Genomic DNA, 24,118 nt, shown 5'->3' with positions numbered 1-24,118 from the left:
AGGATTCGGAGTGAAGAATGGCAGCACGCGCGCGTATCGCACGACAACCTGACACGACGGGCTCGCGGTCGGCCCTCAAATCGGAACTGCGGCCGCTGGTTCGGGCCGTCGCCCTGATGCTGCTGACGGGCGCGTCGACGCACGCGCACGCGGCGGGCATCATGAACCTCGGGGCGGCGGCCGCGCGCGCATCGGGCGTCGGCGCGGGCGGCGTCGGCGCGGCGGGCGTGCCGAATCCCGGCGTGTCGCCGCAGCAGGCGCTGCAGGCGAGCCAGCCGTCGATCCGCAATCTCGGTTACGCGGCGCATGCGATCGCCGCGCAGATCGCCGCGCAGCAGAACGCGGCCGCGGCGGCCGCCAGGCTGCCTTCGACCGTGCCGAACGGGCTCGCGCCGGGCGGGCTGCAGGTCGCCGCGGGCGCGTCGAGCGACCCGAATTCGAACAATCCCGTGCTGTGGTTCAACGCGAACGCCCCCGCGCAGAGCGTCGACGCGAACGGGCACGTGAACGTCGACGTCAAGCAGACGGGGCAGAACGCGGTGCTGACATGGGAGACGATGAACGTCGGCCGGCAGACGACGCTGAACTTCGATCAATCGGCCGGCACGCAGACGAACGGCGCGAACAACTGGGCGGTGCTGAACCGGATCAACGATCCGAGCGGCCGGCCGAGCCAGATCCTCGGCAACCTCACCGCGCAGGGCGCGGTGTACGTGATCAACCGCAACGGCGTGCTGTTCGGCGCGGGGTCGCAGATCAACGTGCATTCGCTCGTCGCGTCGTCGCTGAACCTGCTCGACATGAAGAACCAGCTCGCGCCGACGGCGGACGGCATCGTCGCGAGCAACAAGCAGTTCCTGAGCCTGCCGGCCGGCACGACGGGCGGGCTGGCTTATCCGGAGGCGGGGAGTTCGAGCGGCGTGGCGGGGGCGCGCAATCCGAACGAAGTGCTGGGCCTCGGCAACAAGGTGCTGCTGAGCGGCGCGTATCAGGCGCCGGGCGACGTCACGATCGAACAGGGCGCGTCGATCACGACGCATACGAACGGCACGGCGAGCGACGGCGGCTTCGTGCTGGTCGCCGCGCCGAACGTGACGAACGCGGGCAGCATTTCGGCGACGGCGGGGCAGGTCGTGCTCGCGGCGGGCGTGGGGGTGAGCCTGCGGCCCAACGGAACCGGGGCGACGGGCAATCCGCAAGTCCTGCTGCCGGAGCTGAGCGGGCAGATCGTCACGACGGATCTGCAGACCGGCTACACGATCGACGTCACGCCGGCCGGCACCTTGACCAATACCGGCATCGTGCAGGCTGCGCGCGGCAACGTGAACCTGCTCGGCAGCCGCGTCGCGCAGAACGGCGTGGTCGGCGTCACGACGAGCGTGAACACGCCGGGCGCGATCACGATCTCGACCGCGGACGAGTACGCGTCGAACAATCCGCTCGGCAACCCGTACACCGGCCCGACGCCGGTCACGGGCGGCGCCGGCGGTGGCGACAACGTCAATCGCGCGGGCCTGCTGAGCTTCGGGCCGGGATCGGTGACGACGGTGCTGCCCGACGAAAACGGCCAGACGGCGACATCGACGCCGGGCACGACCTTCACGCCCGGCGGCATCGCGATGACGGCCGGCTCCGTGTGGTTCCAGGGCGGCTCGCTGATCGAGGCGCCGGGCTCGAACGTGTCGGTGACGGCCTATGCGCCGTCGGTGGTGACGAACAAGGTGGCCGGACAGACCGCGGTGCCGGGCCGGATCTACGTGGACGACGGCGCGACGATCGACGTGTCGGGGCTCGCGGACGTCCAGACGCCGATCTCGCAGACGCTCTTGACCATCGACCGGATCGGCCAGAACGAACTGGCCGATTCGCCGCTGCTGCGCAACAGCTTCCTGTTCGGGCTGAAGGGCGTCGTCGTCGACAGCACGCTCGCGGGCACGCGCAGCGACGGCGTGCAGTGGGTCGGCAGCCCGATCCTGAACCTGTCGGGGTACGTGAACCTGATTCCGCGCACGGTCGATCAACTGCTGACCAACGGTGGCACGATCACGCTGTCCGGCAACGAGGTGATGACCGCGGCCGGTTCGTCGATGAACCTGAACGGCGGTTATGTGCATTACAACGGCGGGATGGTCAACACGACACGGCTCGTCGACGCCAACGGCGCGATCGTGCCGATCGGTCAGGCGAGCCCGTACGAGCGCTATGTCGGCATCGCGGGGCAGTTCATCGAAAGCCATCCGCGCTGGGGCGTGACGAAGTCCTGGTTCAACCCGCTGTTGACGGGCGGCACTTACCAGTCCGACTACATCGTCGGCGGCAATGCGGGCACGCTTGACCTGTTCGCGTCGCAGGCGCTGGTACTCGACGGCGACATCAGCGCGCAGGCATTCGGCGGCGCGAAGCAGATGCAGGGCAACAGCCTGCCGTCCGGCGGCACGTTCAACCTCGGCGCCGATCCGAAGCTGGCCGGTGGGGCGCTGGTCGGTCTCGCATGGAACAGTGCCAGCGGCGTGGACCATTCCGTCAGCGGCATCTCGGGGCTGACGATCCTGCAGGACGAGGCGCCGCAACTCGGTGCGCTGATGCCGGGTTTCTCGATCGATACGTCGCTCGACAAGCCCGCTTCGCAGGCGCCGTCGGGCAACGATCCGAACAATCTGCTGACGACTCGGGTGATCCCGGTCGCGACGCTGAACAACGGCGGTTTCGCGAGCCTGAACGTGACCGAGGACAAGAACGCGGGCAAGGGCATCGTGGTTGCGCAGGGCACGCAGATGAACCTGCAGCCGGGCGGCTCGATCTCGCTGAACAGCCCGGCGGTCGGTGCCGACGTGAATGTTGCGGGGCGGTTGTCCGCGCCGTCCGGTTCGATTTCGATCACGAGCGGCGGCAATGTCGTCGTTGGGCCGCAGGGCGCGCTGAGCGCAGCCGGGCAGTGGGTGAACAACGATGTGCAGGCCGCGCCGGGCACGACCCTGGGCAACAGTCAGTTCATCAACGGCGGCAGCATTTCGCTGTCGGCCGATGCGACTTCGATCGGGACGCGGGGCGGTCCGATCACGGATACGACGGGATCGATCCTGCTTCAGCCAGGGAGCGTACTGGACGTGTCCAGCGGCGGCGAGATGACCGCGAACGGGCAACTGTTGATGCGCAACGGCGTGCCTGTCGGCCGCGGTGGCAACGTGACGCTGCAGACGTACGCAACGTCCGGCTCGGGCGGCTTCGGCGGCGTCAGCAGCGCCACGATCCTGCCTAGCGAGCAACCGACTGCCGGCACGATCGCGATGGGCGGCACGATCCTCAGCGAAGGCTTTTCCGGCGGCGGGACGCTGTCCCTGCAGGCGCTCGGCCTCCGGATCGGCGGCGATCCTTCCGCGGCATCGCCGTGGGACGTGTACCTGCCGGAGAGTTTTTTCTCGCAGCACGGTTTCGGCAAGTATGTTCTGAATGCGTATTACGACGCGACGGTGGCGCCGGGCGCGACAGTCGCGCTCACGCAGCGCAATCGAATTCCGGACGCGCTGGCGTTGCAGCGGACCGGTTCGGGCGCGAACCTGTCGACAGGCGGCCTGACGACGGTTGGCCAGCTCGACGCATATCATCGTCAGGCCACGAACCTCGTGATGACGGGAGGCGCCTACGTGTCGTGGGTGGGGTTATCCAACACGGTGCCGTCATATCCGGGCGTGACGGGAGCCGTGACGCTGTCGCAGGGCGCATCGATCGACGCGGATGCGGGAGCGAGCATCGGTTTTGGCTCGCCGACACAGGTCACGGTGCTCGGCTCCATGCACGCGCCGGGCGGGGCGATCACGTTGAGTGCGGATTCCTCCGGGGGCAAGTTCGCGCAGACAGGACAATACTCGGGCGGTTTTCCGAGCGGCAGCCGGTCGGTGTGGCTAGGTCCCGACGCGACGCTCGACGTGTCGGGCGTCGCACTGTCCGATCCGCTCGCTGCTCCTGTCAAGATCGGCGGAACGACCGTCGTGCCGAATACCGGCAAAGTGCTGCCGGGCGGCTCGGTGACGCTGTCGAGCGATACGGGCTACGTCGTCACGCAAGCCGGCTCGAAGATAGACGTGTCCGGCGTATCGGCGAACTTCGATCAATTGCAGGCGAACGGCACGTATGCGTCGCAACCCGTGTGGAGCGACGCCGGTTCGATCACGCTGTCGGCCGCGTACGGCCTTTTCGCGGACGGGACGCTGGCCGGTCATGGCGGTGCATCGCAGGCGCGCGGCGGCACGCTGACGGTCCTGCCGCACCAGAACAGTGGCGTGGCAGGCGCGACCGCGCTCGTCGTGCGACAGAGCGGCACGCTCGTGCCGGCCGGCCTCGCGCCGGGCGCGGATTTCTCCACCGCAATCGATCCGACGACCGGTCAGCCGATCGGACAGCCGACCGGTGTGATCCAGTTTGCCGCCGACCGCCTGAACGATTCGGGACTCTCGAATCTCGTGCTGGGCGACAGTACGCCGGCGGTCGTTCCGTCCCCGGTGCCGCCGATCGTCTTTGCCGGTAACGTGAACCTGACATTGCCGGAATCGGTGACGCTGAATACCGGCCGGATTGCCGCAATCGGGATGGACCAACTGTCCACGTTGCTGTCGGCCCCGGCGTTGCCGGCGAGCGGCAATTCGGTACTCACGAACCTGCTTGCCCATCCGCCGGCCAATCCGCTCGGCACGACGGTGACGGTCGACGCGCCTTATGTCGCGCTGGTGGGCCCGACGATGACTTCGCTGTCGCCCCAATTCGTTCCTGTCGCGACGCTCTCCGACGCAACGCTGAACGTGAACGCGTCGTTCGTCGATCTGCGCAATCAGTTCCAGCTCAACAATTTCGGCCAGACGAACCTCAATAGCAGCGGCGATATCCGCCTGAGTTCGACCAGCGTGTCGCAGCAGGTGGCGAATCTCTTGTTGCCGGGCGTGCTGTATACGCCGGGCAACGTGACGTTCAACGCGGCGAGCATTTATCCGGTCACTGGAAGCACGTTTATCGTCGATGCAGTCGGCCCCGCCGATCCGGTTACGGGCAAACTCGCTCCGACCACCGTCACGTTCGGTTCGACGGGGTCGTCCGGCACGCCGCTGTCGGCCGGCGGCACGCTGCTCGTCGATGCGACGAACATCGTGCAGGGCGGCAACGTGCGTGCGCCGTCCGGCACGCTCGTGTTCGGCGTCGGCGATCCGACGAACAGCACGACGCAGAAGCAGTTCGGCAACCTGCCGCTCGTCGCGACGGATTCAGTGACGTTCGCGAACGGCAGCGTGACGTCGGTTTCGAACGGCGGATCGATCATTCCTTACGGCACCACGATCGATGGTGTCGAGTGGCAGTTCAATCCGCTCGCGGGCACGACGGCATCCGACCTGAATGCGCCGCCTGCGAAGTACATCGGCGTGAACGGCACCAGCGTCGCGCTCGACAAGGGCGCGACGATCGACCTGTCGGGCGGCGGCGACCTGCAGGCGGCCGAATGGGTGCCGGGCACGGGCGGCACGCGCGACGTGCTTTCGCAATACAACGTGAGCTACGCGAGCGGCAAGGGTGCGACGGCGGTGCCGACCAATGCCGGCGCGGGGAATGTCTACGCGATCGTGCCGGGCGTGCAGTCGCCGGTGGCTGCTTACGATCCGGTGTTCGCGCAGTCGGTGCAGCCGGACGTCGCCGCGAACGGTACGCCGACGACCACGCCCGCAGCGCTCGGCGTCGGCCAGGCCGGAATGAACGACGCGATCGGCAAGGCCGTGTACCTGTCCGGCGTACCCGGCCTCGCGGCCGGCTACTACACGCTGCTGCCGGGCAAGTACGCGACGCTGCCGGGCGCGTACCGCGTGACGGTGTCGGCCACGACGGGCAACGTCGTGCCGGGCGCATCGCAGGTGCTGCCGGACGGCACGGTCGTGGCGGCAGGATACTTCGCCGATGCGGTGACGGGCGGGCGCAGCGCGACGCCGACGCTCTTCAACGTGCAGTCGGGCAAGGTGTGGCAGCAATACTCGCAATACACGCTGAAGGGCGCGAACGACTTCTTCACCGCGCAGGCCGCGAAGCAGGGCAACGTGACGCCGCCGCTGCCGGTGGACGGCGGCCAGCTCGCGCTGGCCGCGACGAAGGCGCTCGCGCTCGGCGCGACGCTGAACGCGGCGGCGGGTGCGGGCGGCGCGCCGGCCGAGGTCGACATCGCGTCGCAGGACATCCAGGTCACCGGCAACGGCAGCGCGGGGTTGCCCGGCTATCTGCAGATCGGCGGCGATGCGCTCGATTCGCTGAACGCGGGCAGCCTGCTGATCGGCGGCACGCGCACGGCGACGACGAAGGGCGTGACGATCACGCCGATCGCGAACAGCGTGGTGGTGTCGAACGATGCGAACTCGTCGTTGAAGGGCCCCGAGATCCTGCTCGTGACGAAGACCGACGCGAGCGGCACCGATCCGAATGCGGCGAACGGCCTGCGTGTGGACACAGGCGCGTCGATCGCGGCGGCGGGCGATTATCCGGCGGCGAAGGACCAGCCGATCGCGATCGCCGGCGACGGCGCGCTGCTGCGCGTGTCGAACGGCGCGATGGCGCCGCTCACGCGCACGGGCGGCACCGGCGCCGGGTTGCTGGCGGTTGGCGCAGGTGCGACGCTCACGGGCGGGCAGGCGCTGATGCTCGATTCGTTGGGCAACCTGAAGGTCGACCCGAGCGCGGTGCTGTCGGCGAAGGCGATTACGGCGGACGGTTCGGCGATCACGTTCACCAATGCGAGCGGCTCCGCCGCGGCGAACCTGCCGGGCTTCGTGATCGATCCTGCCGGGCTCGCGCAGTTCGCCAATGCGGATCTCGTCACGCTGCGCAGCTACGGTGCGATCGGCTTCGTCGGCGACGTGAATGCGACGTTCGGCAAGAGCGTCGATCTGAGCGCGGGCACGTTCACGAGCGACGGCGGCTACGTGACGCTGAACGGGCAGCAGATCGCGTTCACGAACGAGACGGGCGCGCCCGCCGGCGCGGCGGCGACGGGCAACGGCACGCTGGCGGTCAACGCGAAGGAGATCGACTTCGGCACGGGCACGAAGACGCTGAACGGATTCTCGTCGGCGAACATGACCGCGAGCGGCGGCATCGTCGGGCAAGGCACGGGGACGTTCGATTTCGGTGCGCTGCCGGTGACGCTGAGTGCGCCGGTGTATCTCGCCGATACGAGTTCCGCATCGACCGTGAAGACGACCGGCGCGCTGACGCTGAACGGTGCAGCGGGCACCGCATTGACGAAAACGCCGGTTGGCGGCGCGTGGAAATTCGTCGGCGGCATGCTTGCCGACAATGGCGCGACGATCGCCGCACCGGCCGGCAACGTGAGCCTGGAGGCGACCAACGGCAACCTGACGATCGGCAGCGGCTCGACGGTCAGCTCGGCGGGCGTGTCGAAGCAGTTCTTCGATGTGACGCAGTACGCGCCGGCCGGCTCGATCATCCTGACCGCCGATGCGGGAACGGTCGATGTGCAGCCGGGCGCGACGCTCGATTTCTCGGGCGCGAACGGTGGCGGTGCGGCGGGCAGCCTGACGCTGTCGGCGCCGAAACAGGTCGTGAACCTCAACGGCACAATCAAGGGCGGTGCGGCGAACGGCTATGCGGGCGGTTCGCTGTCGCTCGACACGGCCGGCGCGGCCGACCTCGATTCGCTCGCGAAGACGCTCGCGTCGAGCGGCGTGAACCAGTCGATTACGGTTCACACGAAGTCGGGCAACCTGACGCTGTCGGCCGGCAATGCGCTGACTGCGCGCTCGGTATCGCTGACGGCCGACGGCGGCGCGGGCAATGCGCTGGATACGGCGAACGGCAATGTGAACGTGCTGGGGACGATCGACGCGTCGGGCAAGGCGGGCGGGGAGATCGACCTGTATGGCCGCAGCGGCGTCGACGTGGAGGGCACGCTGCTCGCGCGCGGTTCCGATCCGACGCAGCGCGGCGGCAAGGTGAACGTTGGCACGAGCGCGGTGTTCGATCCGGGCGTCGCGAATCCGTACAACGCGACTTACGGCTACGAGAACATCGATCCGTCGCATTCGGGCGCGATCCGCGTCGGCGCGAATGCGCTGATCGACGTGTCGGGCGGGACGGCCGGCGGTTTGTCGGGCGGCACGGTGAATTTCCGCGCGCCGCTGCTCGCGGACGGCAGCGTCGATGTCCAGTTGCCGAATGCATTCAACAGCGGCAAGGGCATCGTCGGTTCGCGCGCGACGACGCTCGAAGCGTACGCGGTGTGGAGCACGACCGACGCGTCGCCGAGCGGGCAGCACTTCGACGGCATCGTCGATCCGGCCGGCTGGTACGACAGCAACGGGCATTTGCTGGCCGGCACGTTCACCGCGCAAGGCACCAATCCGCCGACCTTCACGTTCGCGCCGGATGCGAACGGCGACGGCGGCGGAACGCTGACGAACAACGCGACGGGTGCGCAGGTGACGCTGACGGGTAGTCAGGCCGACCTTGCTTCGCTGTACACCGGGATTTCATCGATCGGCTTCCCGGGCATGGACAGCGCGTACTTCGTGCCGACCACGGCGAACGCCGATCACCAGACGTTCTACGGTGGGCAGATCGTCAAGGCGAGCGACGGCACGCTGTCGATGACGCCGGGAACGCTGATGGGATTCATTCAGAACGGGCTCGGCGCCAATGGGCCGACGCTGCAGGGATCGACGGCGAACATCGCGAATTTCCGCGTCGCGCCCGGCGTGGAATTCGACAACCCGAGCACGGCGATCAACGGCGGCAATATCTCGATCCTGTCCAACTGGAATCTTGGCGCGGGGCTGCCGAACAACAGCGGGACGATCGTGCCTTCGTATCGGTACCACGGCACGGTCGCGCCGATGCTGACGTTCCGGGCGACGAACAATTTCGATGCGCAAGCGAGCATTACCGACGGATTTTTCCAGAGCGAGGTGGCGACGATTCTCGGGGCGGCGGGGAATGCGACAGCTACGGGGACGTATGCGGCGGCGCTGACGCTGTACAACAACCTGGTGTCACTGGATGATCCTGCATCAATTACCGTGCAATTTGTCGACGGGTCGAGTCAATCGCTGACTTCGATCGGTACCGATTCGACGAATCCGTTGCATGATCCGAATTACGCGCTGAGTGCGCCGCTGCAGAATCAGGCAGCTCAATATTATTCGGACTATTTGCAGTACGGTAGTTCATGGGGTACGTATTATGGGAACTGGGCAAGTGGAAAGTACGCTTTCCATATCATGCCTTATGCACCGTTACATACCCCCGCTCCCGTCTTGTCGGGCTCTTCGTCCTACGGCGACTATATTGCGGAATACCAAGGCTGGTTTTCGAATTATAGTCAAATCGGGATTACGGGATTGGTTAAAGGATCGATAGTCATTCCGAAATTCGGAACGCCAACTCCACCGATTTTGTCGTCCAGTCCGGCAGACTATGAGACGTATGTATCGGTCTATAAAAATTACCTGGACACGGTGTCCGGAATAGCTTCGTCGAATTCGCCGATCATCAGCCCGCATGGCGCATATAATTTTTTCTATGCTCCCGCCGCCCCATTGTCGATTCCGATGGCGGGCATCAATATCGGTGCATTACCCGGCAATACGCCAGCGAATGTCGCGACGGCCGACAATCCGCTGCCGATCAGCTTTGCCGCGCTGCTGGGCGGACAAAGTTCGTCGTATCGCATTGTCGGCGGCGCCGATCTCGCAAGCGCGAATCCGCTTGCCGTGCAGCCTGTTGCTGCACTCAACGCCGGCAGCGCGCCGGCGGGCAACGTGACGTTGAACCAGCACACCGCTTACGTCGATTCGAACGGGTTGACGTTGTTGCAACCGACAACGATCCGAACCGGTACCGGATCGATCGATATCGCGGCGGGCAATGATTTCACGCTGGCGGATACAACCGCACCGGGCGTCTTGTATACGGCGGGTGCGCCCACGCAGGGAAATCCTGTGTTGGGTCTCGCCTCGGCGGTCGCTCATGGCAGCCAGCCAGGTCTGCAAGACATACTGGTCACACCCACCGTGAATCCGGATTCGGCCGGCGATATTTCGCTCCATGTGCAGGGCGACATCAATGGCGTCCAGAGCGTGACCGACGCGACGGGTGCAGTGACGGGCGGGGCAGGCAACAGCATCAGCCAGTACTGGTGGCAGTGGATGCAGATCACGCCGGGAGAAACCGCCGACATCAGTGGCGCCATCCTTGCTCGGTTGACCCGGTCCTCGATTGATTTCGGCGCGTTTGGCCAAGGCGTGATGAGCGTCGGCGGCAACGTGTCGATCAGTGCCGGCGGCAATATCTCGGATCTGGCCGTGTCGTTGCCGACTACGTGGTACCTGGATGGAAACAACAAGCCCGTCACCGTTGGCGGCGGGAATCTGACAGTGCATGCCGGCGGCGATATTCTGAGCGGCGACTACTTCGTCGCCAAGGGAGCGGGGACGATATCGGCTGGCGGAAGCATCGGGTCGGATATTGCCGTGATGTCTCCACAGACTGGAGTGGCTCCGATTGCCGTATCGACGGTGCTTGCGACGCAGAATGGCATATTCGATGTCACGGCGCGTCAAGGCGCGGACATCGGCGCAGTGTTGAATCCGTCTTATGCAAGCAGTTTCGCGCCGCCCGGCGGGCAGCCTACCTCGGCTGTTCATCTGTTCAACTACGGACAGTACGCCGACAGCCAGGGTTACTCATCGACTTCCGCCGTGAATGTGCTATCCACAACCGGAGACATCCGAATCGGCGCGCTCGGTGGCTTGTTGACGGGGGCAAATGGAGTATTGCCGGCGAGCGTCAATCTGACAGCATTTGACGGCGGGATTCATGTCGAATCAGGCGGCGTGCTCTATCCGTCGGCCGTCGGCCAGTTGAATCTGGTTGCGGATCAGTCGGTGTCCCTTTCCAATGTATCGTCCAAGGGGACCGGCGCCGCATTGCCTGATACATTTGGCTTGTCCGACGCCGATCCGTCGCAGATGCCTTCGCCGACGAATCCGCAAGCAGCGATTCCGGCGTTGACGGATACGACGCTCGCTGCACATGCGCTGACTGCGCTCCATGATGGCGACATGCTGCCTGCGCGCATCTACAGCCTGAACGGAAGCATCGTCAACGGCACCGCCGATACCCCCGGTGATAGTGACGGCTTCTACCGGAGCCTCGTCACGCTGTCGGTCGACAAGCCGGCGTTCATGCAAGCCGGGCAGGACATCGTCAACCTGGCGTTCTGGGGGCAGAACTTGCGCAGCTCCGACGTAACGCGCATCGTGGCAGGCCGAGACATTTACGACACGCCGATTCCCCACAACGGTGGTGGTGGTGCAGTGCCGGTGTTGTCGGTCGGTGGCCCAGGCTGGTTCGACGTGCAGGCGGGACGCAACATTGGCCCGCTGACGAGCCAGGCCGAGTTGTACAACCAGCAAGCCGATACCGGCGGCATCGCACACGTTTTCACGGGCATCGACGCAGTCGGCAACGCAAACAATCCGAATCTGCCGCACGAGAGCGCGAACGTCAACGTGATGTTCGGTGTCGGGCCGGGCGTTGATCTGCCGGGATTCATCGCGACTTATATCGCGCCGGGCAGTGCGGTTGCCGGCGTACCGAGTGCGACACCGGCATTGATTGCGTTCATGGAGCAGTACGACGCGGGACTTGGCGTCGATACTGGATTGCAGGTGGACAAGGACAAGGCGCTGGCCAAGGTCGGCCCGTTGACGGCCGATGAAGCATGGAAGCAATTCCAGGCGTTGCCGTCTTACGTTCAGCAACTCTTTGCGGAAAAGGTGCTGTTCGACGTGCTGGCGCAAGTAGGCGCGGACTTCAACGATGCATCGAGCCCGTATCGCGGCCAGTACGCAAGAGGTTATCAGGCGATCAATACGCTGTTCCCCGCCTCGTACGGCTATACCGCGAACAATCTCGGTGGCGGTTCAAACGGCGCGAACAAGTCGGTCAGCACGGGCGATCTCGACATCCGCAGCACGACGATTCAGACGCAGCAGGGCGGCGATGTCACGATCCTCGGGCCTGGCGGGCAGGCGCTCGTGGGCAGCACGACGGCACCGCCGCAGATCGTGGACAGCAACGGCAAGGTTGTAGCGGGCCCGGGCACGATGGGGATTCTGACGCTCGAGAAGGGCAATGTCGGCATATTCGCGGATCAAAGCGTGCTGCTCGCGCAAAGCCGGATCTTCACCGAGCAGGGCGGCGACATGACGATCTGGAGTTCGAACGGCGACATCAACGCGGGCAAGGGCGCAAAGACGTCGGCCGACACGCCGGCGCCACAGTATGTTTGCGATGCGAATCATTACTGTACGGTCGATTCGCGTGGTCAAGTGACGGGGGCGGGCATCGCGACGCTACAGAGCATACCGGGCGCGCCGAAAGGCACGGTCAACCTGATCGCGCCGCGCGGCACCGTCGATGCGGGCGATGCGGGCATTCGAGCGGGCAACCTCAACGTTGCAGCGTTGCGTGTGGTGAACGCCGACAACATTCAGGTGACGGGCAAGGCGACCGGCATTCCGCTCGTGCAGGCCGTCAACACGGGCGCGCTGACGGCCGCGAGTTCGGCCGCCTCGGCGGCGAGTCAGGTTGCGCAGGATATCGCGAAGAACAATGCATCGGGCGCTGCGCCGCGCCGCTGGACGATCAGCGTGCAGGTCGAGGGCTTCGGGGATAACGGCCCGGACGGTGGGGCGAAGCGCCGCAAGTCGGAACAGGTTGGCTACGATTCGTCGAACGCCGTTTCGCTGCTTGGCTTCGGGGCGGCAGGGCCTACTCAGCGGACGTTGCTCAGCAAGGAAGAGCTTGGAAAATTGAACCGGTTCTGAATGAAGCCGGGGGATACCGCGCGACCCGGTATCTCGCGATTCAGTCCGACTGAGTGAACGAGAACTCTCCGCTTCGTCTGTTCGATGCGGAGAGTTTTCATTTTACGCATCCGAATCGGACTCGTTTGAGAGGCTGGTTCGATGGACTGTTCGGTCAACGCATCCTGACCGATTCGACGGAGGACGACCCGGAAGACGGGGAGCACGTGATACATGCAGCCCGCGAGTGTCGGCGATGGATCGCGAAGGCGTCGAGGGATGAAAAAAAACCGCCTCGAAGCGCCCGAGGCGGGTTCAGCAGGACGCGTCGAATCAGCGGTGATTCGAATTAACGGCCCACATACTGGAGGCAACTGTTCGCGTTGTTGATATCGAGCCCGTACCCGCTGGTGTTGCTCAGGAAATCGGCCGAAATCGCAGTCTTGAAGCCCGACGGCACGGTGTCGAAGCCGTTGCCATGCACAACCGATGCATAGCTGGCGTCCGTGTAGTGGTGGTTCAGGAAGCTCTGAACATTCGATGCCACCGTGGCGTCCGCATAGCACTGGCTCAGGATGATCTGGCTCGTACCCGAAACCGGATAGCCGGCAGACGGATTGGCCAGGTTGGTGTAAGGAGTGCCGGAAACCGGCACCCATTGCGTCGGATCGGCGGCGGTGGCCTTCGTCGACGGTGCCGAGATCGTGCCGATTGCCGTCGTCGCGTTCGCGTACGTCGGTGCGTAGTACTTCGTGTCCTTTGCGTTGTAAAGGCTGGCGAGCGGAAGCTGCAGCGCGCCCGACGACTTCACGACCGAGCTTTGCGATGCGATGTACGTGTTCGTGTAGTCCGGGCTCAGGTACGCGACGGCGGCCGTGCCGGCCGTCGACAGCGACGCGAGCGAGGCGCGAACGCCGCCGCTGCCCGAAGCGGCGATGAAGTTCGCCGGCACGCCGGTCGGGAACGCCGACGTATTCGCAAACGTCAGCGAATCGATGAACTTGACGCCCGAAGCCGTGTTGTTGGTCGTGCAGACTGCGGCCAGGTGGCGGGTCAGCAGTTCGGTCGTGCCGCTGCCGTCAGCGCGATAGACGACCTTGATCGGCGCGCTCGACGCATAGAACGTGCCGGTCTCGGGGTTGACCACATGGCCCCAGTCGGTGATCTTGCCCGAGAAGATGCCGCACAGATCATCGTCGTTCAGCGCGATGCTGTGCGCTTGACCCGGCGTCGTTTGCGGCGTGATCGAACTCGTCACGGCCGGGCCGTTGACGACCGGCACCGTGATCGCCGTCACGATGTACGGGATCTGGATCAGCGGACCGCTGTTCGCGCCGACCGTGCTGGCGTTGTACGACGTGACTTGTGCGGTCGTGAGTGCGGCGTCGCTGTTCGCGAAGTCGACCGTGCCCGTGACGCCCGAGCCGAAGTACGTCGGCTGGTTGTTCAGGAACGCGTTCTGGCCGGCGCCCGAGCCGACCGAGTAGTACGTGAACGTGGCGCTGGCGGTGCCATACAGGCCGAATTCGCCGGCAGCCGGCGAAGCGGTGCCGAGCGTCGGCGCGACGAGCGACGAGCCGCCGCCTTGAATCACCGGGCCCGCGGCCATCGCGAGCGATGCGCTCATGCCCGAAACGACGAGAGCCAGGACCTGACAGATCTTGCGCTTGCTGGATTTCATGAGAATTTCCTTGAACGAAGATAAACGGGAAGCCTGCTGCTGCGGACGGAATGCCGTATCGGCCGCCGAGTAAATGTAGGAGGAAATTCTCCAATCGCGTGTGAATTTTTCATAACGAATGGTACGGAACATTTTTAAATAAAAATGCGATCGATTTATTTTGGTCGACAAAAACATGATTCCGGAAAAATTCAGAACGGAAAGAAAAAACGGATGCCGGGATCGAGCCGACGAGCATCGTCGCGCATCGCCCGCCGGGAGCTTGAGCGGAGCATTCTTGCCGTAATCGATTCGATGATTCTCTCGCAGCCGTTCGTCATTATTTTGATTGGACGAACAAATTGGGGTGGCGATATTTGAACGGGAAATCGACATCGGAATAATCGATTGAATTTGGCGATCCAAAATCGTTTTTCGAGATGCGGGAATTGCGAATCGGCGTGACCGGCGAGCCGAAAAGGTAGCCCAACATTCGTCACAAATTTGCGCCGGTTCGCTCCTTAGTCTTGCCCAGCGACGCCGTTCGGCGGCATCGCAAACGGACCGCGGTCCCGCGGCCCGCGGGGCGTGTCCCGGCGTAAGGAGAACACTGACATGTCGGCATTCCGCTACGAAGCGATCGATCCTGCCGGCCGCACGCTGAAAGGCGTGCTGGAAGCGGACAGCGCGCGCGGGGGGCGCAACTGGCTGCGCACGCAGGGCCTGACGCCGCTTGTCGTCGAGGCGGCCGCGTCGCGCCTGCACGGCGAGCGCCACCAGCGCCTCGCGCTCGGGCGCAAGCTGTCGCAGCGCGAGCAGGCGATCCTGACGCGCCAGCTCGCGAGCCTGCTCGTCGCCGGGCTGCCGCTCGACGAATCGCTCGCGGTGCTGAGCGAGCAGGCCGAGCGCGAGTACGTGCGCGAGCTGATGGCAGCGATTCGCGCGGAAGTCGTCGGCGGCCATTCGTTCGCGAACGCGCTCGGCCAGCATCCGCGCGATTTCCCCGACATTTACCGCGCGCTCGTCGCGGCGGGCGAGCACACGGGCAAGCTCGGCGTCGTGCTGTCGCGGCTCGCCGACTACATCGAGCAGAGCAACGCACTCAGGCAGAAGATCCTGCTCGCGTTCACGTATCCGGCCGTCGTCACGCTGATCGCGTTCGGCATCGTCACGTTCCTGCTGAGCTACGTGGTGCCGCAGGTCGCGAACGTGTTCACGAGCACGAAGCAGCCACTGCCGACATTGACGGTCGTGATGCTCGCGCTGTCCGATTTCGTCCGCCGCTGGTGGTGGGCGGCGCTCGCCGCGCTCGTCGCGGCCGCCTATGCGGTGCGCAAGGTGCTGTCGCAAACCGGGCCGCGGCTCGCGTTCGACCGCTGGGCGCTCACCGCGCCGCTCGCGGGCAAGCTCGTGCGCGGTTACAACACGGTGCGCTTCGCGAGCACGCTCGGCATCCTGAGCGCGGCGGGCGTGCCGATCCTGCGCGCGCTGCAGGCGGCGGGCGAGACGCTGTCGAACCGTGCGATGCGCGCGAACGTCGACGACGCGATCGTGCGCGTGCGCGAGGGCTCGGCGCTGTCGCGCGCGCTCGCGCACACGAAGACGTTTCCGCCCGTGCTCGTGCACCTGATCCGCTCGGGCGAGGCCACGGGCGACGTGACGACGATGCTCGACCGCGCGGCCGAAGGCGAATCGCGCGAGCTCGAACGCCGCACGATGTTCCTGACGAGCCTGCTCGAGCCGCTGCTGATTCTCGCGATGGGCGGCGTCGTGCTCGTGATCGTGCTCGCGGTGATGATGCCGATCATCGAGCTGAACAACATGGTGCAGTGATGCGGCGCTCAGCGCACGAACGCGTTCGGCTTCCGCGCGGCGGGCCGCGCGATCTCGCGTTGCGGGCCGTCGCCGCCGATGCCGCCGATCGCGGCCGCGTGACGCGCCGGAGCAGGCGCGTCACGCGTGCTAGCGATACGGCGACGAGGGCCGCGCCGGCGGCGAACGTCGCGACGAGCGGATTTTCAGCGCGCCGGTGAATACATGATGACGCGACACGGCGAAACGCGAGCGCCGCACGCGAAGGGGCCGCGGGAACGGGCGCGGCGGCGCCGGTCGCAACGCGGCTTCACGCTGCTCGAGATGCTCGTCGTGCTCGTGATCGTCGGGCTGCTCGTCGCGGTCGTGACGCTCGCGCCGTCGCGCAATCGCCGCACCGGGCTGGCCGAGGAGGCGCAGCGGCTCGCGAACCTGCTCGAATCGGCGGGCGACGAAGCGCAGGTGCGCTCGACGTCGATCGCATGGCAGCCTGACGGCGGCGGCTACCGCTTCATGCAGCGCACCGAAAGCGGCGCGTGGGCGCCGATGACCGACGAGCTGTTTCGCGCGCGTCGTTGGGGCGGCGAGGTGACGGGCGTGTCGGTACGCTACACGGACGGCGGCGACGCGCTGTCGCGCGTCGTGCTCGGCGACGAAAGCATCGACGTGCCTGTCACGATCACGCTGTGGTCCGGCGACACGCGCATCGCCGTCGTGGCCACGGGCATCGGCAACTTCGCCGTGCGCGGGCCGTGAACGGCGCGGCGTTCCGGCGTGCGGCCGGCGCACCGGCTTCGTCGCGCACGCACGCGTGCACGCATTGACTCGCGCCGCTGCACGGTTCACCTGACTGTCATAGTGTCCACGCACAATCTGTCGTTCGCTCGCGACGGAGCCGCACACGGGATGCGCCGGCTCCGCCGGCGGCGTGCCACTTCACTTCCGTCCAGGCATTCATGACTCGTTCACGGGCGCGGACCGGTGTCCTGGCGCTCGTCGCGTGGCTTGCGTTCGTCGCGTTGTGCATGCGCGGCGCGCAGGCGCAGGAGACAAGCGCCGCCGGCCGCCAGCCGGGCAGCGTCGCGCACTTCGATCTGCCCGCGCAGCCCCTCGCGAAGACCTTGCAGGACTTTGCGCGGCTCACCGAGCTGATCGTGCTGGCGAGCGCGCCGCTGCTCGACGGGCGGACGAGCGCGCCGGTGCAGGGCGATTTCGCGCCGCGCGACGCACTCGAGCGGATGCTGGTCGGAACGGGGTTGCGCGCGGCGTTCTCGCGCCCGGACGAGGCGATCATCGTCGCGCAGTCGGCCGTTGAAACGGCGAGCGCCGTCGATGCGCAGGCGGGGGCCGCGCTGCCGGTCGACGGCATCGACGGGATCGGCGATTCCGGCGAGCGGCGCGCGTTCGCGGGCGTGCTGCAGGCGCATCTGATCGATGCGCTGTGCGCGCAGCCGGCGGCGGTGCCGGGCAGCTATCGACTCGTCGCGCAGATGCGCATCGACAACAAGGGGGCGGTGGTGGCGGTGAACATGGTGGCATCGAGCGGTTCGGCCGCCCGCGACGCGGCGGTCCTGCGCGCGCTGCGCGCGCTGAGGCTGGACGACGCGCCGCCGGCGGATCTGCCGCAGCCGGTCACGATCCTGCTGCGGCCCGCCGGCAATGGCGTGCATGCGCGCTGTCCGCAGGCGGCGAGGAATTAGGCCGCCATGTCCGACAGCACCCGCAGCGGGCTCAGGAAACTGCTGGCGTCGCGCTATGCGTATCTCGTCAGGCGCCTCGAGCGCGTGACGGGATCGAAGGACGGCGCGGCCGATGCGCTGCACGAGACCTGGCTGCGCCTCGAGAACGCGAACGTCTCCGCGCAGGTGTCCAACGCCGACGCCTACATACTCGGAATGGCGAACAACGTCGCGATCGATCAGCATCGCCGCGAACGGCGGCATCTGCACGACGACGACGTCCAGACGCTGCTGGAGATGCCCGACGAGCTGGCCGATCCCGAGCGGATCGTCGCGGCGCGCCGCAAGGTCGACACGCTGAAGGACGTGTTGCGCGGCCTGCCGCCGCGACGCCGGGCGATCCTGCTGGCCGCCCGCGTGGACGGCCTGCTGAACCGGGAGATCGCCGAGCAGTTCGGGATTTCGCTGCGGCTCGTCGAAAGCGAGCTGAGCGCGGCGATGAAGTATTGTTTGCAGCGCATGCAGGAAGACAGTGACCTGTACGCCGGTTCGCGAGGCGGACCGCGTAAATTTTGAGCATCCGGACGATGACGAAAGCCCAGGCCGATACCGCCCACGACGCGCTCGACGAAGCGAGCGCGTGGCTGCCGCGTCTGCGCTCGGGGCGCGCGAGCCAAGCGGAAGCCGACGCGTTCGAGCGCTGGTGCGCCGATCGCCCGCAGGCCGCGCATCTGCTGCGCGACACGTGGAGCGCGCTGCGCACGGCCGCCGCGGAGCTCGAGCACGAGGAACGGACGGCCGCGGCGTGGGCAAACGTTGCAAGGCGCGAGCGCGCGGTGCGCACGGGGCGGCGGGCCTTCGTCGGCTTCGCGGTCGCGGCGGGCGCGTCGTGGCTCGCGCTGCGCCCGCCGATGCGGCTCTGGCCGTCGCTCGGCGATCTCGCGGCCGACTACCGCACGGGCACCGGCGAGCAGCGCCGCATCGCGCTGTCGTCGCAGGTGACGGTCGAGATGAACACGCAGACGCGCGTCGACGTGCTGCCCGCGCGCGTCGCCGCGCACGGCATCGAGGTCGTCGCGGGCGAAGCGGAGATCGACGCGGCCGCGCCCACGGCCGATCGCGCGGCGCCGCTCGGGCCCGTCACCGTGGTCGCGGGCGGCGGCCGCATGCAGGCGACGGTCGCGCGGTTCAACGTGCGGCGCACGGACGCGCAGGTGTGCGTGACCTGCCTGTCGGGCACGGTCGCGCTCAGCCACCCGCGCGGCGCTCGCACGCTGCGGGCCGACGATCAGGTCGTCTACGACGATCGCGGCGTGCAGCCGGTGTCGCGGGCCAACCCGGGCGCCGTCAGCGCATGGCGGCGCGGGATGCTCGTGTTCAACGGCGTGCCGCTCGCGGACGTCGTCGCCGAGATCAACCGCTACCGGCCCGGCCGGGTCATCCTGCGCAACGCGGCGCTCGGCGAGAACCGGATGCAGGCGCAGTTCCCGATCGCGCGGCTCGACGACGTGATCGACATGGTCGGGCGCCTGTACGGCGCGCGCGTCACCCGTCTGCCCGGCAACATCGTGCTGCTGAGCTGACCCGTCCGCATTCTCCCCATCCTCCTTTCGGCGATTCCGCCGGCGCTTTCGGGCATCCCGCGGCCTGCGGGGCATGCGGGTTAAGGCGCGTCGATACGACCTGATCCATGAGGGCCGGCAAACGCCGGGCGGGCCGGCAGCGGCCGCCCGGTGGAGCGTCGTCGGACCCGAGGCGTGTGTGGCAAGCGCCCCGGCCCGCGCAGCGATGCGCGCAACGGGGAAGGTGCGTCGATTGAGCTTCGGGCGGTGGCGTGATCATGACCATATCGCAACGGGATGCAGATTCCGGCGCCGCGCAGTCGCGCGCCGACGACATTCGCGAGGGCGCGGTGCGCTGGCTGCTGTGGCTGCGCGCGGGCGACCCGACCGCGCGCGAGCTCGACGCTTTCCGCCGCTGGCGCGCGCAGAGCGACGAGCATGCGCGCACCGTCCGGGAGTTGATCTGGATGTGGGCGGTGCTCGAGTCGATCGGCCGGCAGGGGCCGGACGGATCGACGCGCTCGCATTGACGCGCCGCCCCGCGCCCGGAAGCGCCCGTGCGAGCGGGCGGCAAGAAAAGTCTGCGGGTTAGGCGAGCCCGTTTCGACCTTGTTTACGAGAGAGCGAGAGGGCCGTGAAGCGCGACCGGGGCTGGACGAAGCAGGCCCCGGCGCGCGGGGGGAGCGATCGCAGCCGGCGCGCCGCGAATGTCACGCGTGCCGCGCATGCCGCGCAATCGTTCGCGATCAGGACGGCGGCGCGTCCTGCGCGCCGGCGCGCGCGCCGCGCCAGGCGGCGTCGAGCCGGTCGCCGGCGTCGTGCAGGGGCTCGCGCAGGAAGGGGAAACGTTCGAAGAACGGTGCGGATTCTTTCAGGGCCACGATATGGTCGACCATCCATTGCAGCAGATCGCCGCCGTGCCGGACCTGCTCCGGGCGCCAGTGCGGCATCGCGCAGAAGAGCTCCGCGAATCCGCTCCAGCGGGACGGCCTGTCGTTGTCGCCGGGCCGGAAATACGTGTTCATCGCGATGTCGCGCGTGTCGGTCAGCGTGCCGACGAAGAGCCCGTGCGGGGTCGGCACGCCGATCTGCCGCCAGCGCTCCGCGAGCGCGAGCGCGCGCATCACGCGCGCCGCGACGAACGCGATGCGCGTCTCGTGCTCGATTTCCGTGAGCGTCATCACGCCGTTGCGCTGCATGCAACGGGCGACCGCGTGCGGCCGGATGACGTCCGACGCGAAGCTGCGCAGCACGAGGTCGGGCACCGTCAACTGAAGCTGGAATTCGCGCAGGCCGTGCTCGGCGCTCATCGTCGAGAAGTTGACGAACAAGCCTTCGAGCCGGCCGAGCGCGCCGACGTACGGTTCGAGCCCGAGGCGCGCGAGCTTCGGCGCGATCCGGCGCTCGAGCAGCCGCATCAGGTTGCGGCGATTGCGCTCGCCCGCGAAGTCGTCGATGCAGCGCGTGACGACGTCGCTGATTGCCCAGCGGCGCTCGTCGGCGACGAGGCGCGGAGAGCGGCTCAGGTCGAACCGGGCGCGGCCGTGCGCCACGCGTGGATCTACGTACATGCCGGTGCCTCGTGCATCGATTGCGGGCGGATCGGCGCGACGGCGCGTCGTCGTGCGTCTCCGGTCGCCCACGATGCTGCGGCGTCGAAAGCGGCCCGTCAAGCGCGATCGTGCCGACGGCCGGGCTGCATGCGCGGGCGTTCAACCATACAGCGCGGGGTGATCAGGTGATGCGCACGATCGTGGAACGCTTCGTCGAACAGAGCCCGATGGCGATCATGGCGCGGCTCGTGCTGCAATGCGCACTGCACGACGACTGGATCGACGCCGCCGCCGACATGGACGACGCGCCGAACGGCGAGCCGATTCGCGAGACGCTGTTCGCGCTCGCGGTCGACGCGTTCGCGGCGATCGCCGCGCGCACGCGCGCGCCGGGGAGCGCCGCCGCCGGCGCGTCGCCCGAGCTCGGCGCGGCCGTGACGGCGCTGCACGACGGCATGAGCCGGCTGCGGGCCGGCTGGGGGCGCGCGCTCGTGAAGGACAGCGTCGAGCTGCTGCAGCCCCTCGCGGCGATGCGCGCCGAAGACCGCGCGCCCGCGGTCGGCGGCATGCGGCTGCGCGTGCTCGACGGCGGCGCATGCGCGCCGGGAGCCGACGGCTGCGCCTGCGACGATCCGGCGCGCGACGCCGCCGAGCGTGCGCGGGCGCTGCCCGTCTACGATCCGGCTCTCGGCATGATCGTCGATCTGTTGCCGTACGAGCGCGGCCGCGCGCACGAGCGCGCGCTCGTCGCCGCGTTGCTCGAAACGGTCCGGGCGGGCGAGCTGTGGATCGTCGACGGCCGCTTCGACACGGATGCGATCCTGTCGGGCTGGCCGCGCGGCGGCGGCGCGTTCATCGTGCGCGAATACGGCCGCACGCTCGCGTGCCGGCCGCTCGGCGACTGGCATGAAGCCGGCGTGCTCGGCGACGGACGCCTCTACGAGCAGGCGGTCGGCATCGCGGGCGACGGCGGCGTGTCGGGTATGCCGGGGATGCCGGGTATGTCGGGCGTGTTCCGGCGGATCGAGTGGCGGCGCGGCGCGGGCTCGCCCTCGCACTCGCACTCGGATTCGCCCTCGGATTCGGGCTCGGATTCCGACTCGCTCGAGCCCGGCTCGACGATCGCCGTGCTGACCGATCTGCCGGCCGCGCCGTTTGACGCGCGCGAGGTCGTGCAACTGTCCTGCACGCGCTGGCGCGACGCGCTGCCGCTGCCGATCGAGCCCGTGCTCGGCGCCGCGCGGTTCGGTAACGTGCCCGCGCGCGCGGCGCAGCTCGCGCGCGGCATCGCCGCGCTCGCGTACAACGCGCTCGGCGCGATGATGAAGGCCGTCGCCGGCGCGCTCGATCTGGACGCGCGCGATATCGAGCGTCTGCCGCCGCATATCGCGGACGGCGTCGCGGCGACCTACGCGGGGATGATGATCGCGCTGCCGCCCGAGTGGTGGCGGCGCTACGACCGGCTGTCGGCGGCGACGCTCGGCCAGATCGTGCGGCTGCTCGCCGTGCACGTCGATCCGCGCAGCGAGCGCCGCAAGCGTCGCGACAACCGGCTGTCCGCGAAATCGCAGGCGCTGCTGCGCACGGCGACGCTCGAGCGCCTGCTGCACGACGACGGCGACGATCCCGTGGCGAACGTGTTCAGCCTGCGCACGATCGCGATGGCGACGCGCGACTTCAGCAGCAATCCGTCGAAGGCGCTGCGGCACGCGGGCGAGGCGCTCGTGATGGTCACCAAGTACAACCGGCCGATCGCGCTGCTCGTGTCGATCGACGACTGGAACCGGCTGCTCGGCGAAGTGCGCGAGACGAGCCTCACGAGGCTGTCGTTCGACTGCGCGGACGCGACGCCGGGGGTGTGTCCGGTCACGCTGAGCGAGTCGTCGCTGAACTAGCGGCGTTTCCGCGGGCGGCGTGCTGGCGGCAGGTGGGCGCTCGCGCGTCGAAGCTTGCCTGCGCGCGGCGGCACGCGCCGCGTTCAGCCCGCGAGCCGGCGAACCCAGATCACCGCGGTCCAACTGAAGTTGCCGCTGCCGTAGCGCGCGATCAGCGTGTCGATGCGCGCGTTGATCCGGGCCGAATGCACGCGGCAATGCACGACGAAATAGCCGCTGTCGACGCCGACGGTCGACCCGTCCGGCAGCGTCGGGTTGCCGCCCTGCGCGGGCGTCAGATATTCGGCGACGTCGCCGGTGCTGACGAAGTACGCGGTCTGGCGGCGATCGACGAGCCGCTTCGCCTGGCTGCGCGAGAGCGTCGGAATCGCGGCGACGAGCACGGGCTCGGGCGCGGTGTTGACGTTGACCGTGGTCAGATCGGGCAGGATCGTCACGAATGGCGCGAGCGTCGCGATCGCGTGCGCGTCGTAGCCGGGGATGCGCGCGAGATCGTCGACGGACACGAGCTGCAGCGGCCAGCCGTCGGGCGCGTTCGTTTCGCGCAGCGAGCGCAGCATGTAGTCGGCCGTCTGCTGGGCGAGCGCGGGATCGAGCGACAGCTCGCCGAGCAGCCGCCGGTAGGCGAGCACGCCTTCGCCGCTGGTCTGCCACGGCTTGCCGGGCGCGACGCGCGACACGAGATTCGTCAGGTTCAGGCGCGCCTGCGCATCCTCGACGTGGCCGGAGATCCATGCGCGCGCGAGCTCGGCGTTGAGCGCCGCGGTGCCGGGCGGCAGCAGGTCCGCGAGCTGCACGTCGGCGAGCGGCGCGGACCACGTCTGACCGACGACGGTGACGTTCGACGTCGCGCTTTGCGCGCGCAGCGTCGCCCGCGCCCATTCGACCGCGGCGCGCTCGACCCACATCGTCTGGGTCGCGAGACGCTGGTTCTCGACGTCGCGCGTCGCGACCTGCTGACGCCACAGCACGCTCGCCGCGAGCGTGGCCGCCAGCGCGACGACGAGCAGCGCCGTCACGATCGCGATGCCGCGCTCGCGTCGCGCGCGCGTCGCCCCTCGCTTCTCGTATCGATCCATCGCGTGCCCCATCGTGGCGATCATGTG

At 67.6% G+C, this 24,118-nt stretch carries 11 protein-coding genes; 8 read left to right on the top strand and 3 right to left on the bottom strand.

Annotated elements, in window-relative coordinates; all coding sequences use genetic code 11:
* Window positions 1-116: 116 nt before the first annotated feature.
* Entirely contained in the window at window positions 117-12,872 is a 12,756-nt protein-coding gene (locus WS92_RS20390) for a filamentous haemagglutinin family protein (protein WP_059928444.1), read from the top strand.
* Between the two features lie 328 nt (window positions 12,873-13,200).
* Here the strand turns inward: WS92_RS20390 and WS92_RS20385 are convergent, their stop codons facing one another.
* Window positions 13,201-14,532 (bottom strand): substrate-binding domain-containing protein, encoded by a 1,332-nt coding sequence (locus tag WS92_RS20385; protein WP_059928441.1) that lies wholly within the window; start codon window positions 14,530-14,532, stop codon window positions 13,201-13,203.
* A gap of 594 nt (window positions 14,533-15,126) precedes the next feature.
* Here WS92_RS20385 and gspF point away from each other — a divergent pair.
* The 6 genes from gspF (at window position 15,127) to WS92_RS20350 (ending at window position 20,094) form a co-directional block, all read left to right on the top strand.
* Window positions 15,127-16,344, top strand: a complete 1,218-nt coding sequence (gene gspF, locus WS92_RS20380) for a type II secretion system inner membrane protein GspF (protein ID WP_006026843.1) — start codon at window positions 15,127-15,129, stop codon at window positions 16,342-16,344.
* A gap of 204 nt (window positions 16,345-16,548) precedes the next feature.
* Complete coding sequence (gene gspH, locus WS92_RS20370) at window positions 16,549-17,079, top strand: type II secretion system minor pseudopilin GspH (RefSeq protein WP_006026842.1); 531 nt, start codon at window positions 16,549-16,551, stop codon at window positions 17,077-17,079.
* Window positions 17,080-17,279: 200 nt separating this feature from the next.
* Window positions 17,280-18,023: a secretin and TonB N-terminal domain-containing protein gene (locus WS92_RS20365; RefSeq protein ID WP_059928438.1), complete on the top strand. Its 744-nt coding sequence runs from the start codon at window positions 17,280-17,282 to the stop codon at window positions 18,021-18,023.
* Window positions 18,024-18,029: 6 nt separating this feature from the next.
* Entirely contained in the window at window positions 18,030-18,578 is a 549-nt protein-coding gene (locus WS92_RS20360) for an RNA polymerase sigma factor (protein WP_006026840.1), read from the top strand.
* Between the two features lie 11 nt (window positions 18,579-18,589).
* Window positions 18,590-19,585, top strand: coding sequence for a FecR family protein (locus WS92_RS20355; protein WP_059928435.1), 996 nt, complete (start codon window positions 18,590-18,592; stop codon window positions 19,583-19,585).
* Between the two features lie 257 nt (window positions 19,586-19,842).
* On the top strand, window positions 19,843-20,094 hold the full coding sequence (locus WS92_RS20350; protein WP_230479203.1) for a FecR/PupR family sigma factor regulator: 252 nt from the start codon (window positions 19,843-19,845) through the stop codon (window positions 20,092-20,094).
* A gap of 216 nt (window positions 20,095-20,310) precedes the next feature.
* Here WS92_RS20350 and WS92_RS20345 read toward each other — a convergent pair whose 3' ends face one another.
* A complete protein-coding gene (locus WS92_RS20345) occupies window positions 20,311-21,135 on the bottom strand; it encodes a hypothetical protein (RefSeq protein ID WP_059928432.1) in 825 nt (274 codons plus the stop codon).
* 170 nt (window positions 21,136-21,305) lie between these two features.
* Here WS92_RS20345 and WS92_RS20340 point away from each other — a divergent pair, with 170 nt between their 5' ends.
* Window positions 21,306-23,012: a type II toxin-antitoxin system Phd/YefM family antitoxin gene (locus tag WS92_RS20340; protein WP_171845232.1), complete on the top strand. Its 1,707-nt coding sequence runs from the start codon at window positions 21,306-21,308 to the stop codon at window positions 23,010-23,012.
* Between the two features lie 83 nt (window positions 23,013-23,095).
* Here WS92_RS20340 and gspK read toward each other — a convergent pair whose 3' ends face one another.
* Window positions 23,096-24,091, bottom strand: coding sequence for a type II secretion system minor pseudopilin GspK (gene gspK / locus WS92_RS20335; protein ID WP_015600766.1), 996 nt, complete (start codon window positions 24,089-24,091; stop codon window positions 23,096-23,098).
* Between the last annotated feature and the right edge of the window lie 27 nt (window positions 24,092-24,118).

This window comes from Burkholderia sp. MSMB1588, from assembly GCF_001546925.1.
GTDB lineage: Bacteria > Pseudomonadota > Gammaproteobacteria > Burkholderiales > Burkholderiaceae > Burkholderia > Burkholderia humptydooensis.
This window is presented reverse-complemented; position numbering and strand designations above follow the sequence as displayed.